This is a genomic window from Kribbella sp. NBC_01505, assembly GCF_045040285.1.
GTDB lineage: Bacteria > Actinomycetota > Actinomycetes > Propionibacteriales > Kribbellaceae > Kribbella.
This window is the reverse complement of record NZ_CP109425.1, coordinates 7,879,901-7,893,908: the sequence shown is the minus strand read 5'-3', so window position 1 is coordinate 7,893,908 and position 14,008 is coordinate 7,879,901. Positions and strand designations below refer to the sequence as shown.

Genomic DNA, 14,008 nt, shown 5'->3' with positions numbered 1-14,008 from the left:
AGTGGCGGTCCGGTTCCCCGGCGCGTCGGTGCCTGTTCGAGCAGTTTGCTCGACGTCCTGTGGTTCGAGCCTACTGCGGGTCTCCGGGAGCGCTCTGCGGGCCGGGCTCGGGGTCGTTCAGGCCGGGGTGCGTGTCGAGCTCGTGGCGCACCGGCTCGGGGACGGGATAGACGACCGCGGTCGCGCCGTCGATCGACATCACCTCGACCCGGGTCCCGGGCAGGATCGTCGACACCTCGTCGTACGGGCGGGCCGTCCACAGCTCACCGCCGAGCCGGATCGAGCCGCCGCCGTCCGGATGGATCGCCTTCACCACCGTGCCGGTGCGGCCGATGACGTGGGCCGAACCGGTCTTCAGCTCCTTGCCGTCATGGATCTTGCGGACGATCATCGGCCGGATCGCGGCCAGCATCGCGCCGGCCGTCAGCAGCCCGACGACGATCTGCAGCCAGAGCAGCCCCGGGAAGACCGCGGCCACGCCGGCCGCCGTGAACGCACCGGCCGCCAGCATCAGCAACGTGAAGTCGAGCGAGGCCAGCTCGGCCAGGGCCAGGACGCCGGCGATCGACAGCCAGGCGACCCACAGATTCTCGCGCAACCAGTCCATCTACCAACCCTATCCACGTTCCGGGTATTCGGTAGGCCCTTGGACGCACCCGTTACCGATCCGGCTCCCGCCGTACCAGTCCCTGCCCGCCCGATCGTGGCGCCCCCATCTCGTGGGTTCCCCCATCAGGTTGTGGGTTCTTGACCCGCATGAGGGTCCAGAACCCGCAACCTCGTAGGTCAACCCAGCAGATGGCGGTACGGCGGTCAGAGGGCGCGGGCGGTGTAGCGGCCGTCCTCGTGGGTGAGGGAGAGGGCGATGTCGAAGGTGTCGCTGAGGGTTTCGGCGGTGAGGGCCTGGGCGATCGGGCCGGCGGTGACGACCTTGCCTTGCTTGAGGAGCAGGGCGTGGGTGAAGCCGGGCGGGATCTCTTCGACGTGGTGGGTGACGAGGATCATCGCGGGGGCGCCGACGGCGGTGGCGATCGAGCTGAGCGAACGGACGAGCTGTTCGCGGCCGGTCAGGTCAAGGCCGGCGGCCGGCTCGTCCATCAGCATCAGCTCGGGGTCGGTCATCAGCGCCCGGGCGATCTGGACGCGCTTGCGCTCGCCCTCGGACAGGGTGCCGAAGGTGCGGTCGCTGAGGTGCGCGATGCCGAGCTCGTTGAGCAGTTCCTTGGCGCGCTGGTGGTCGAGTTCGTCGTACTCCTCACGCCAGCGACCGAGGACGGCGTACGAGGCGGAGACGACGACGTCGGAGACGCGCTCGCTCTTCGGCAGCCGGTCGGCGAGGGCGGCGCTCGTCAGGCCGATCCGCGGGCGGAGCTCGAAGACGTCGATCGCGCCGAGCACCTCGCCGAGCAGGCCGACGACGCCCGAGGTCGGGTGGATCTGCGCGGCCAGGATCTGCAGCAGGGTGGTCTTGCCCGCGCCGTTCGGGCCGATCACGACCCAGCGATCGGCTTCGTCGACCGACCAGTCGACACCGTCCAGCAGGCGTGCCTCACCGCGCACGATCGAGACATCTGCCAGCTCCACCACAGCAGTCATGCGGGCAAACCTACGTGGTCCCCGGCGGGCGACGTACGCCGGGTGAGACACTGACCTGCGTGCTGACCACCTCCGCCTCGGTCCGGTTCACCGTGTGGACGAACGCGATGCTGACCGGGGCCTGCGATCCCGACACCGCCGCGCAGAAAATCCTCGGCGAGGACGTCGGGCACCACGTCGCCGGACTGCCGGGCCACCCTGCGCCCGCGACGCTGCCCGTCGCGCTGAACCTGCTGCGCGCGGCCGGCGCCAAGCAGGCACATCTCGCGCTGCCGATTCCCGGCGATCCGATCGGCCTGGCCGGGCCGCCTGCCTTCAACGAGGTAGCCCTCGAGTCCGGTGAAGCCGTCGTCTTCACGGGACCTGAGCTCGGCCTGGTTCCGGCGTACGTCGGTCCTGCCGTCCAATGGACCGCGCTGCCCGCCAGCAGTCCGCTGCCGGCCGACTTCGGCGAGGCCGACCGCGCGCTCCGGCTCGCGCTGATCGACGCCGCCGACTCGTTGGCCGCCCTGGATGTCGCCCGCTGGAAGCCCGAGGTGGCCGACGCCCTGATCGACATCCGCCGCATCGGCACCGGCCGCGGCGACGACCTCGCCCCCGGCTACCCCTCCCGGGCCGTCAAGTCCGCCGCCACCGCCCGCCGCCTGCTGGCGATCGCCGACGCGGCCCTCGAAGACGACGGCGCCGCCATCTCCACCACCGACGCCGACGCCCGCCGCCGCACCCTCACCAAACTAGCCGCCGCCGCCCGCCGAGCCCTGGTAGCCGCCTGCGCCCCACCCCTCCCCACCTGACCCACCCCGGCGGCCCCCACCCCGACGGTCAACCCCTCCAGTGGGGGGTTGCCCACTCATGTGGGGGGTTGCCCACTCGTACTCCCGACCGGCAACCCCCCAACCCAATGGTCACCCCCTCAAGTGGGGGGTTGCCCACTCGTATTCCCGACGGGCAACCCCCCATCTCGGCGGGCATCCCCTCAAGTGGGGGGTTGCCGGTCGAAGTGGGGGGTTGCCGGTCGAAGTGGGGGGTTGCCCACTGGGAACGAGTGGGCAACCCCTCGCTTCGAGGGGCAACGGCGGTTGGGGGCGGCGGCTGGGGGCGGGTGTTCACGTTTGGGATGTGGACCGGACCACTGGGCGACAGGTGTTGTGGGTAGCGTTCGGGGTGAGATGACTGCAGAGGCTGAGGTTGAGATGAATTCGGCTGAGCGGCCGACGTTGCTGGTCACGTTGACCGGGACGGACCGGCCGGGGCTGACGTCCGCTGTGCTGTCGACGCTGGCGACGCGCGGGCTGGAGGTGATCGACGCCGAGCAGGTCGTGCTGCGGGGGCGGCTGATCCTGGGCGTACTGCTGTCCGCGCCGCGGGACCACAAGAACCTGAAGGAAGAGCTGAAGGCGCTCGCCACCGCGCTCGACATCGACATCTCGGTGAAGAAGGGTGTCGGTGACAACGAGCCCCGGCGCAAGGGCCGCAGCCAGGTGACCGTGATCGGGCATCCGTTGTCGGCGGTCGGGCTGGCGGCGATCGCCGGGCGGATCGCGGACACCGGGGCGAACATCGACCGGATCAGCCGGATGGCGCGGTACCCGGTGACGGCGATGGAGATCGCGGTGTCGGGTGCGCAGCCCGAGACGTTGCGGACGGTGCTCGCGCAGGAAGGCGTTCGCCAGGGGCTGGATGTCGCCGTACAGGATGGTGGGTTGTACCGGCGCGCCAAGCGGCTGATCGTGATGGACGTCGACTCCACGCTGATCCAGGGCGAGGTGATCGAGATGCTCGCCGGGCACGCGGGCCGGCTCGAGGAGGTTGCCCGGGTCACCGATCAGGCGATGCGCGGTGAGCTCGACTTCGCCCAGTCGCTCGAGCACCGGGTCAAGGCGCTGGCCGGGCTTCCGGCGTCGGCCCTTGACGAGGTGTACGACGCGATCCAGTTCGCGCCGGGGGCCCGGACGCTCGTGCGGACGCTGAAGCGGCTCGGGTACCAGTTCGCGATCGTCAGTGGCGGCTTCAGCCAGATCACCGACAAGCTCGCCGCGGAGCTCGGCATCGACTACGCGAAGGCGAACGAGCTCGAGATCATCGACGGCAGACTCACCGGCCGCGTGATCGGCGAGATCGTCGACCGCGCCGGCAAGGCGACCGCGCTGCGTCAGTTCGCCGAGCGTTCCAAGACGCCGCTGTCGCAGACAGTCGCGATCGGCGACGGTGCCAACGACCTGGACATGCTGGCTGCTGCGGGTCTGGGCGTCGCCTTCAACGCCAAGCCCGTCGTACAGGCCGCCGCCGACACCCACGTCAGCGTCCCCTACCTCGACACGATCCTCTACCTCCTGGGCATCAGCCGCGAGGAAGTAGAAACCGCCGACGCCGACCAACCCAGGTAACCCCCACCCCTCGCCATTTCCTGGACCCACCCACCGATGGTGGGCGAACCCACGCCCCTCGCCATTTGGGGCGCGGCAGGCAGGGGCGCGGATACGATCGGGGGTTATGGAGTTCAGGAGCCGGGCGGCGGGGGTTGAGGACGCGCAGGCGATCTATGGGGTGATCGCGGCGGGTGAGGTGGGGTGGCACGGAGCGGCCGAGGTGGTGCCGGATCGGGTGGGCGCGGATCTGCGGCGGCCGTTGATCGACCTGGACCTCGACACGCTCGTCCTGGAGGCGCCGGACGGTGAGCTGGTCGCGTGGGCGTGGAATCACGGCGGCAAGCGGGCGCAGGTGGACGTGCATCCGTCGTACCGGGGACTTGGGCTTGGGGCTCGGCTGCTCGACTGGGCGGAGGCGCGCTCGCGGGAGGTCGGTAGCGAGTGGATCGCGCAGACGGTCGATGACGCCGACAAGGCCGGGACCGAACTACTGCAGCAACGCCAGTACGACGTACTGGCAACCAACTGGCTCCTCGAGCGACCGCTCGGCGACGCGCCGACTGGTGAGGTGCCGACCGGCATTCGGCTGGCCGGCTACGACCCGGATCGCGCGGCTGAGGTGCACGACGTGATCGAGGACGCGTTTGCTGCTTTCGGGGCTCGGCGGAAGTCGTTCGACGAGTGGGCCGAGCTCACGGTCGCCCGCAGCAGCTTCCTACCGGAGGCATCGACCCTCGCGTACGACGGCGACGCCATCGTCGGTGTGGTGATCGCGCTCGACGGCGAGGAGGGGTACGTCGAACAGCTCGCCGTTGAAACCGGCCACCGCAACCGCGGGATCGCCCGGGCGATGCTGGACCGGACGGCCGCGGAATTCCGGCGGATGGGTCGGGACAACCTGATCCTCTGGACGCACTCGGGCACCGGTGCGCTGGCGATGTACGAGCACCTCGGCCTGCGGGTTCGGCGCAGCACGACCGTGTATCGGCTGATGCTCTGAACTGTTGACACCGCAGCGTGAGAGCGCTCACATTGGGCAGAACCTCAACCCGCCCCTGGAGGTCTCTGTGCGTTCTCGTCCGCTCTTCGTGGCGTCTCTCGCCGCACCGCTGCTCATCGCCGCCTCGCTGACTGTCGTCGCGCAGGCGAGCGCCCCACCGCCACCGGCCGGGTGGTCGACCGTCTGGGTCGACGACTTCGACGGACCGGCGAACACGCTCCCGTCCGGCGCGAACTGGATCATCGACACCGGCCACGGCTACCCCGGCGGCCCCGGCAACTGGGGTACCGGCGAGGTCCAGAACTACACCAACAGCACCAACAACATCGCCCTCGACGGCACCGGCAACCTGAAGATCACGCCGCGCCGCGACGGCGCCGGCAACTGGACCTCCGGCCGGATCGAGACCCAGCGCAGCAACTTCAAGCCGCCGGCCGGCGGGGTGCTCGCGATGGAGAGCCGCATCCAGATGCCGAACGTCACCGGCAACGCCGCGCTCGGATACTGGCCGGCGTTCTGGGCGCTGGGTTCGCCGTACCGGGGCAACTACTGGAACTGGCCCGGCATCGGCGAGTTCGACATCATGGAGAACGTCAACGGGATCAACTCGGTCTGGGGTGTCCTGCACTGTGGCGTGAACCCCGGCGGCCCGTGCAACGAGACGACCGGCCTCGGCGCCAACCGCGCCTGCCCCGGCTCGACCTGCCAGTCCGGCTTCCACACCTACCGCTTCGAGTGGGACACGAGCATCTCGCCCCAGCAGTTCCGTTGGTACGTCGACGGCCAGCAGTTCCACTCGATCAGTCAGGGTCAGCTCCCGGCCGACACTTGGACGAACATGACCTCGCACGCCGGCTACTTCATCCTGCTGAACCTGGCGATCGGCGGGGCGTTCCCGGATGCACTCAACGGACCGACCCCACGCGCTGAAACCGTGCCGGACCGGCCGATGGTCGTCGACTACGTCGCCGTGACGCAGAAGGGTGGCGGCAGCACGCCTCCGCCGACCTCTCCCCCACCAGGTGGTGGCGGCAACGCCTACAGCACCATCCAGGCCGAGTCCTCCCAGCAGCAGAGCGGCACCGGAATCGAGACCACGAGCGACACCGGCGGCGGCCAGAACCTGATGCAGGTCGGCAACGGCGACTGGGCGCTCTACCGAGCCATCGACTTCAGCAGCTCAGCCGCGCACCAGTTCACAGCGCGCGTGGCCTCCGGCGCAGGCGGTGGAGTCAGCGGTCTGGTCGAAGTCCGCCTGGACAGTCGCAGCAACGCCCCGATCGGCAGCTTCGCGGTCGGCAACACCGGCGGCTGGCAGTCGTGGCGCTCGGTCCCGGCGAACATCTCCGCGGTCACCGGCGTACACGACGTCTATCTGACCTTCAGCAGCGGCCAGCCGGCCGACTTCGTCAACGTCAACTGGTTCACCTTCGGCCACTGAGCACTACAGGATCTCGGCGGGCCCCGGTACGGCGATCGTCACCGGGGCCCCGTAGTTGCCGAAATCGGCGACCACCTTGGTGCCGTCGAGCTCGAACTCGAGCTTCGTCAGCAGCATGTCCTTGCCCACCGTCGCCCTCACGGGGACCTCGTGCAGCTTCAGCTCGGCAACCATCCCGGCGCTGATGTAGTCGCCGAGCGCCTTCGCCGCGGTGGCCTTCGGCAGGTCGATCGTCATCGAGTAGACCGTCGACTCCCCGGCCGGTGCCGAGCTGAAGCTGGTCGCGTACGCCGCGCCGCCGATCAGCTCGTAGGTCTCGGTCCGGGTGGCGAGCAGCTGGATCAGCGTTGCATTCAGGGTCGTGCCCTTCGGGTCGAACTTCACCCACGGCTTGGCCGGGTCGGTGCTCAGGGCCTTGTCCCGCGCGTAGAGCTCGCCGCCGACCCGGACGACGCTGCTGACCTCACCGTCGTCGGACGTGGTCCCGGACACGTCGGCGCGGGCGCCGGACAGCTTGACGTCGGTGGTGAACCTCGTGACCCCTTCCGCATCGATGTTCACGGCAACGGATCGGAAGCTGCCCTTCGCCTGCATCGCCGCCCGCACCTTGGCGGCGAAGTCGGCCTGGGTCAGGACCGCGCCCGGGTCGCCGGAACCGCCGCAGGCGGCCAGCAGCACGAGGGCTCCGGCGGCCAGGATCGGCATCACCATCTTCTTCACTGTCGGAGGGTTCCACGCGGAGTGACGATTCGGGCACCTTTTTGCACCTTGTTGCAATGCACGGCCTGCGGGCCTGAACCTTTATCCTTCGCCTATGTCTGAACTGCAGGGTGGACCGGGAGCTCTCTTCGCGATCGGCGGTGCCGAGGACAAGCTGAAGAAGCGCACGGTGCTGCAGGAGTTCGTCGAGGCTGCCGGTGGGTCGAAGGCGCGGATCGTGGTGGTGCCCACCGCATCGGCGCTCGGGCAGGACGTGGTGGATGTCTACCACGCGCTGTTCGCGGCCCTGGGAGCACAGAGCGTCGTCGGAGTCCGCCCGGAGAACCGGGAGGACGCCGACGACCCGGCGTTCATCGCGCCCCTGCACGACGCCACCGGCATCTTCATGACCGGCGGCAACCAGTTGAAGCTCGCCGGAGTGGTCACCGGTACGGCGTTCGGCCGGGCCGTCACCGCGGCTCACGCGCGCGGGGCGGCGGTCGGTGGGACGTCGGCCGGTGCGAGCATCCTGGCCGAGCACATGATCGCCTTCGGCCGGTCCGGGGCGACACCGCGGCAGCGGATGAGCCAGCTGTCGAACGGGCTCGGCCTGGTGCAGGGCGCGATCGTCGACCAGCACTTCGCCCAGCGGAACCGGTACGGGCGGCTGCTGTCGCTGGTCGCGCAGTCCCCCGGGCTCCTGGGGATCGGCGTCGACGAGGACACGGCGGCCGTCGTACGGGGAACTCATCTGGAGGTTGTCGGCCGCGGCGCGGTGACGATCTTCGACGGCAGCCGGATCAACTCCAACGCGCACAACGCGAGCCGGTCGGAGCCGCTGCTCGCGTCGGGCGTCGTGCTGCATGTGCTGCCGGCGACGGCGACGTTCGATCTGCAGGCGCGGGTGCTGTTGTCGTACGGGCCGCAGCCGGCGGCCGAGGAGATCGCCGGACTGGAGGCGGCCGAGGCCGACCTGCGGAAGCTGGCCAAGGAGATCGCGGCCGAGGGCGTCTCACCGAAGTACTACGCGGACCGCAAGAAGCGCGCAGGCCGCCGGACGGCCAAGGCTGCGCGCCCAGCGGCTGCCGGGGAGTCCAGACCGGGGGCGACCGAGCCGATCACGGCCGGCGCCGACCTCGACACCCCCGACCGCTTCGAGCCAGACAGTGGGACCGCATGACCGATACGACCGCCACCGCCGGGACTCCGAGCCCCGACCTCAAGATCATCGAGACCCGCGTCTACCGCGGGGCGAACGTGTGGAGCTACGAGCCCGCGATCCACCTGGTCGTCGACCTCGGGTCGCTGGAGAGCTTCCCGTCGAACACGATCCCCGGCTTCACCGAGAAGCTTCTCGAGCACCTGCCGCGGCTCGACCAGCACCACTGCTCGCGCGGCCGCCGTGGCGGCTTCATCGAGCGGCTGAACGAGGGCACCTGGCTCGGCCACATCGCCGAGCACGTCGCCCTGCAGCTGCAGCAGGAGGCCGGCCACGACATGCGGCGCGGCAAGACCCGCCAGGTCAAGGGCCACCCGGGGCGCTACAACATCGTCTACGCGTACGCCGATGAGGCGGTCGGGCTGGCAGCCGGTGAGCTGGCCGTCCGGTTCGTGAACAACCTCGTCCAGACGGACCCGGAGTTCGACTTCACAGTCGAGCTGGAGAAGTTCATCAAGCAGGCGGAGCGGACGGCGTTCGGTCCGTCGACCCAGGCGATCGTGGACGAGGCCGTCTCCCGCGACATCCCGTGGATCCGGCTGAACAAGGCCAGCCTGGTCCAGCTCGGCCAGGGTGTGCACGCGAAGCGCATCCGCGCGACGATGACGTCCGAGACCGGGTCGATCGCGGTCGACGTTGCCAGTGACAAGGACCTGACGACGCGGCTGCTCGCCTCGGCCGGTCTGCCGGTGCCGCGGTCGGAGTCGATCCGCACGGTCGACGAGGCCGTCTCGGTCGCGAACAAGCTCGGCTACCCGGTCGTCTGCAAGCCGCTCGACGGCAACCACGGCCGTGGCGTCTGCCTGAACCTGCAGGACGCCGACGCCGTCCGCGAGGCCTTCCCGATCGCGGCCGAGCAGTCCCGCCGCGGCTGGGTGATCGTCGAGAACATGGTGGTCGGCAAGGACTACCGCTGCCTGATCATCAACGGCCGGATGGAGGCCATCGCCGAGCGCGTCCCCGCGCATGTGGTCGGCGACGGCGTGCACACGGTGGCCGAGCTGGTCGACATCACCAACGCCGACCCGCGCCGCGGGGTCGGGCACGAGAAGATCCTGACCCGGATCACCGTGAACGCGGCCGCCCGCGAGCTGGTTCGCACGCAGGGGTTCGAGCTGGACGACGTACCGCCCGAGGACGTGACGGTGAAGCTCACGCTCACCGGCAACATGTCCACCGGTGGTATCTCGATCGACCGGACCTGGGAGGCGCACCCGGAGAACGTCGAGATCGCCGAGGAGGCGGCCCGGATGATCGGGCTCGACATCGCCGGCATCGACTTCATCTGCCCCGACATCACCCAGCCGGTGCGCGAGACCGGCGGCGCGATCTGCGAGGTCAACGCCGCACCGGGCTTCCGGATGCACACCAACCCGACGATCGGCGAGCCGCAGTACATCGCCAAGCCGGTCGTCGACATGCTGTTCCCGCCGGGCGCGACCAGCCGGATCCCGATCGTCGCCGTGACCGGCACGAACGGCAAGACCACCACCTCGCGGATGATCAGCCACGTCTTCAAGGGCATGGGCCGCAAGGTCGGTATGACGTCGACCGACGGCATCGTGATCGACGAGCGGCTGGTGATCCGGTCCGACGCCTCCGGCCCGAAGTCGGCCCGGATGGTCCTGCAGAACCCGCGCGTCGACTTCGCCGTGTTCGAGGTCGCCCGCGGCGGCATCCTGCGCGAGGGCCTCGGCTACGAGCGGAACGACATCGCCGTCGTACTGAATGTGCAGCCGGATCACCTCGGGCTGCGCGGGATCGACACGCTCGAGCAGCTCGCCGATGTGAAGGGTGTGCTCGTCGAGGCCGTGCCGCGGACTGGGTACGCCGTGCTGAACGCCGACGACCCGCTGGTTCGCAAGATGCGGCGGAAGTGTTCGGGGCAGGTCGTGTGGTTCAGCATGGCCGAGCCTGGCAGCGAGGTCCGCGAGTACATCGAGGGGCACTGCCGTCGCGGTGGTCGCGCGGTGGTGCTCGAGCGCTCCGAGCTCGGCGACATGATCGTGGTCAAGCACGGCCGCCGGTCGATGCAGCTGGCCTGGACACACTTGCTCCCGGCAACGTTTGGCGGCCGGGCGATGATGAACGTGCAGAACGCGATGGCGGCCGCTGCGGCCGCGTTCGCGGCCGGTGCGCCGCTGCACGACATCCGCCAGGGCCTGCGGACGTTCAACACTTCGTACTACCTGTCCCCCGGCCGGCTGAACGAGATCGATGTCGACGGCCGGACGGTTATCGTCGACTACTGCCACAACGCGCCCGCGATGCGGATGCTCGGCGACTTCGTCGACCGGCTCGGCGAGAGCCTGATCGCGTCGTCCGAGCTCGGGCGACCGTCCCGGATCGGCGTGATCGCGACTGCGGGCGACCGGCGCGACGAGGACATCCTCGAGCTGGGCGAGGTCGCGGCCCAGCACTTCGACGTACTGATCGTCCGTGAGGACGCGCGGCTGCGCGGTCGGCAGCGCGGCGAGCTGGCCGAGCTGATCGCGGTCGGCGTCCGGCGGGCGATGGAGGCCGGGGCCCGGTGCCGTCAGGTCGAGATCGTGATCGACGAGCTGACCGCGATCCGGCACGCGCTGGCCCGGTCGAACCGGGGCGACCTCGTCGTCATGTGCGTCGACCAGCACCAGACCGTGCTGAGCGAGCTCGAGTCCGTGTCGCATCTCGCCCAGGCGGGCGCGCGCTCCGGGGACGAGGGTGGCGATCCGGACTTCGTGAAGCCCGAGGAGACCGACGTACCGGAGGAGTAGGGCATGCGCCCGACTGTGCTGGCGTACTACTTCCCTGACTGGCATGCCGATCCACGCAACGCGGCGTGGTTCGGCGCCGGGTGGACCGAGTGGTCGTTGCTGCAGGCGGCGCGGCCGCGGTTCCCGGGGCATCGGCAGCCGCGGGTGCCGGCACTCGGGTATCGCGATGAGGCGGATCCGGCTTGCGCTTTCGCCGACATCGCTTTGGCTGCGGCGCATGGGGTGGACGGGTTTCTGTTCGACTACTACTGGTACGACGACGGTCCGTATCTGGAGGGGGCCCTCAGCAACGGGTTCCTGCGGGCGGAGAACCGTTCACAGGTGAAGTTCGCGCTCATGTGGGCGAATCATCAGCTCGTCGACATCTTCCCGGACCGGCGCACCGGCGTACCGGGGTTGCTGAAGAACGGTGCGCTGGACCGGACGGCGTTCGAGGAGATGGCGCGGCACGTCATCTCGCGGTACTTCTCCGAACCGAACTACCTGACGATGGACGGCCGGCCGTGGTTCACGGTCTACGACCTGGCGAACTTCATCGATGGGCTGGGCGGGGTCGCGGCTGCTCGCGATGCGCTGGACTGGTTCCGCGCGGAGACGGTCGCGGCTGGGTTTCCGGGGCTGCACCTGGATGCGGTGCTGTGGAGTTCGGCGGTGCTTCCTACGTCGAGCGAGTCTCCGTTGGTGGTGGATTGGGTGCGCGAGCTCGGGTTCGATTCCGGTACGTCGTACGTGTGGGTGCATCACCACGATGTCGGCGGCTCGCCGTTCCCGGAGGCTCCGATCGAGGCGATGCGCGAGTCGGCCTTCGCGGAGTACGAGCGCTACGCCGACCTGCTCGACGTGGACTTCCATCCGAACGTGACGGTCGGCTGGGATCCGTCCCCGCGGACCGATCAGAGTCACCCGTATGCCGCCGGGTCGTATCCGTGGACGTCGGTCTGGGATCCCGGGCCGGCGGCGTTCGCCGAGGGGCTGCGGCAGGCGCGAGACTTCGTCGTACGGCGGAAACCGCGGCACCCGATCATCACCGTGAACGCGTGGAACGAATGGACCGAGGGTTCCTATCTGCTGCCGGACACGACCCACGGGACCGCGTTTCTCGAGGTGATTCGCGACACGCTGGGGATCGACGGAACTCGCTAAGGGTCAGCGTCGTTGGCCGTTGCGTGAAGATGAAGTTGCTGGCGGCCACGATCGCCGTCGCTGTCCCGGTCCTGCTGTCCTCCTGCGGTACGGCGGAGGCCCCGAAGCCCGCCGCTGCTGCGGTGCAGACGCCGAGCGTGCTCGTAGAGGACGCATGGGTCCGCGCGACCGTCGGCACCAAGGACACCACGATGACGGCGGCGTTCATGGCGCTGACCAACCCGGGCAACGCCGACATCAAGTTGATCTCGGCAACCTCTCCGGTCGCGGGCATGGTGCAGTTGCACGAGATGGCGATGAAGGACGGCAAGATGGTGATGCAGGAGAAGGCCGGTGGTGTGAACGTCCCCGCCACCTCGCACGCGCATCTGTCCCCCGGCGGCGACCACATCATGCTGATGGGCCTGAAGAAGCCGCTGAAGCCCGGTGACGAGGTCCCGCTGACGCTGAAGTTCTCCGACAACACGACCCACGACCTCACCGTCCCGGTCAAGGCCTTCACCGAGGAAGAAGAGCACTACCACCCAACGCCTTCCACCAAGTGAAGCCGTCACGGCGACAGCTGTTCGGGTACGCCGGAGCCGCGGCCGCGGGTGCTGCGGTCACGGGTGGCGCCGTCGTTGCCCTCGATCAGCCTGTGCCGCCGCCACCGGCCAGCCGGTTGATTGATCCGTACGGCGATCACCAGCCCGGTGTCGCTGCCACCTCTCCTCGTCATGCGGAGTTGGTGGCCTTCAAGCTCCTGCCCGGGACCGACAAGGCCGCGCTCGCGCGGTTGATGCGGTTGTGGAGCGCGGACATTGTTGCGCTAGGCAACGGGCGACCGGCGCCTGGGGACACCGCGCCGGAGTTGGCCACCTCTGGGGTCGCGTTGACGACGACGGTCGGGTTCGGCCCGCGGGTGTTCGAGCTGGCGGGACAGAAGGCGGCCGGTCCGGACGATCTGCCGGTGATGCGGCACGACCGCTTGCAGAACGCGTGGTCGGGTGGCGACCTGCTCATCGTCGTCGGCGCGGATGACGAGCTGAGCGTCGTGCACGCCGTACGGCGGCTGGTCGCGGACGCGAAGCCGTTCGCAGTACCGGCCTGGCGGCAGACCGGATTCTGGAACAGCACCGGCCCCGACGGTGGAGCGATCACCGGCCGCAACCTGTTCGGCCAGGTCGACGGCACCGGCAACCCAGCCGTCGGTACGCCGGAGTTCGACGCGACCGTCTGGTCCGCCGACGGTGGCACGACCCTCGTCGTACGGCGCGTCGAACTCAACCTCGACACCTGGGACGAACTCACCCGCTCCGAACAGGAACGCGCCGTCGGCCGCAAACTCAGCACCGGCGCACCCCTGACCGGCACCGCCGAACACGACGAACTCGACCTCGACGCCCGCGACCCCGACGGCCGCCCACTGATCGCCGCGAACGCCCACGCCCGCCTGGCCCACCACTCCGAGAACGACGGCCGCCGCATCTTCCGCAAAGGCCTCAACTACGTCCACGACACCGGCACCACCCGCGAGTCCGGCCTCATCTTCCTCAGCTACCAGGCCGACATCACCAGCCAGTTCTTCCCCCTCCTGGCCCGCCTCGACGCAGCCGACGCCCTCAACGAATGGACCACCACCATCGGCTCCGCCACCTTCACCATCCCACCCGGCCTCCACCCCGGCGGCTGGATCGGCCAAAAACTCTTCAGCTGACAGCTCGCCTTCCCCGGATCCGCCACGCAACCCCACCAGAACCCGTGGGCGCGCAGCCCTCGTGGTGGCCGGGAACAGGTCATAACTTG

The 14,008-nt window shown here is 69.4% G+C and carries 12 protein-coding genes; 9 read left to right on the top strand and 3 right to left on the bottom strand.

What is annotated here, in order from left to right; genetic code table 11:
• Positions 1-70: 70 nt before the first annotated feature.
• The gene (locus OG474_RS37085) at positions 71-607 is read right to left on the bottom strand and encodes an NfeD family protein (protein ID WP_405058312.1); all 537 of its coding nucleotides are present in this window, start codon (positions 605-607) and stop codon (positions 71-73) included.
• 206 nt (positions 608-813) lie between these two features.
• Positions 814-1,596 (bottom strand): ABC transporter ATP-binding protein, encoded by a 783-nt coding sequence (locus OG474_RS37080; RefSeq protein WP_405058311.1) that lies wholly within the window; start codon positions 1,594-1,596, stop codon positions 814-816.
• Between the two features lie 59 nt (positions 1,597-1,655).
• Here OG474_RS37080 and OG474_RS37075 point away from each other — a divergent pair, with 59 nt between their 5' ends.
• From OG474_RS37075 to OG474_RS37060, 4 genes are all read left to right on the top strand, one after another.
• Entirely contained in the window at positions 1,656-2,390 is a 735-nt protein-coding gene (locus OG474_RS37075) for a hypothetical protein (protein WP_405058310.1), read from the top strand.
• 375 nt (positions 2,391-2,765) lie between these two features.
• Positions 2,766-3,983 (top strand): phosphoserine phosphatase SerB, encoded by a 1,218-nt coding sequence (gene serB / locus OG474_RS37070; protein ID WP_405058309.1) that lies wholly within the window; start codon positions 2,766-2,768, stop codon positions 3,981-3,983.
• Positions 3,984-4,089: 106 nt separating this feature from the next.
• Complete coding sequence (locus tag OG474_RS37065; RefSeq protein ID WP_405058308.1) at positions 4,090-4,965, top strand: GNAT family N-acetyltransferase; 876 nt, start codon at positions 4,090-4,092, stop codon at positions 4,963-4,965.
• A 67-nt stretch (positions 4,966-5,032) separates the two neighbouring features.
• The gene (locus OG474_RS37060; RefSeq protein WP_405058307.1) at positions 5,033-6,406 is read left to right on the top strand and encodes a glycoside hydrolase family 16 protein; all 1,374 of its coding nucleotides are present in this window, start codon (positions 5,033-5,035) and stop codon (positions 6,404-6,406) included.
• Positions 6,407-6,409: 3 nt separating this feature from the next.
• On the opposite strand, the gene OG474_RS37055 is transcribed toward OG474_RS37060, so the two are convergent.
• Positions 6,410-7,126: a hypothetical protein gene (locus tag OG474_RS37055; RefSeq protein ID WP_405058306.1), complete on the bottom strand. Its 717-nt coding sequence runs from the start codon at positions 7,124-7,126 to the stop codon at positions 6,410-6,412.
• Between the two features lie 94 nt (positions 7,127-7,220).
• Between OG474_RS37055 and OG474_RS37050 the strand changes: the two genes are divergently transcribed.
• The 5 genes from OG474_RS37050 to OG474_RS37030 are packed head-to-tail and all read left to right on the top strand — an operon-like array spanning position 7,221 to position 13,919.
• Positions 7,221-8,285: a cyanophycinase gene (locus tag OG474_RS37050; RefSeq protein WP_405058305.1), complete on the top strand. Its 1,065-nt coding sequence runs from the start codon at positions 7,221-7,223 to the stop codon at positions 8,283-8,285.
• Entirely contained in the window at positions 8,282-11,080 is a 2,799-nt protein-coding gene (gene cphA / locus OG474_RS37045; protein WP_405058304.1) for a cyanophycin synthetase, read from the top strand. Before OG474_RS37050 ends, cphA begins: the two co-directional genes overlap by 4 nt.
• A gap of 3 nt (positions 11,081-11,083) precedes the next feature.
• Positions 11,084-12,223: a glycoside hydrolase family 99-like domain-containing protein gene (locus tag OG474_RS37040; protein ID WP_405058303.1), complete on the top strand. Its 1,140-nt coding sequence runs from the start codon at positions 11,084-11,086 to the stop codon at positions 12,221-12,223.
• Between the two features lie 29 nt (positions 12,224-12,252).
• On the top strand, positions 12,253-12,768 hold the full coding sequence (locus OG474_RS37035; protein ID WP_405064652.1) for a copper chaperone PCu(A)C: 516 nt from the start codon (positions 12,253-12,255) through the stop codon (positions 12,766-12,768).
• The gene (locus tag OG474_RS37030; protein WP_405058302.1) at positions 12,765-13,919 is read left to right on the top strand and encodes a Dyp-type peroxidase; all 1,155 of its coding nucleotides are present in this window, start codon (positions 12,765-12,767) and stop codon (positions 13,917-13,919) included. Before OG474_RS37035 ends, OG474_RS37030 begins: the two co-directional genes overlap by 4 nt.
• Positions 13,920-14,008: the final 89 nt, after the last annotated feature.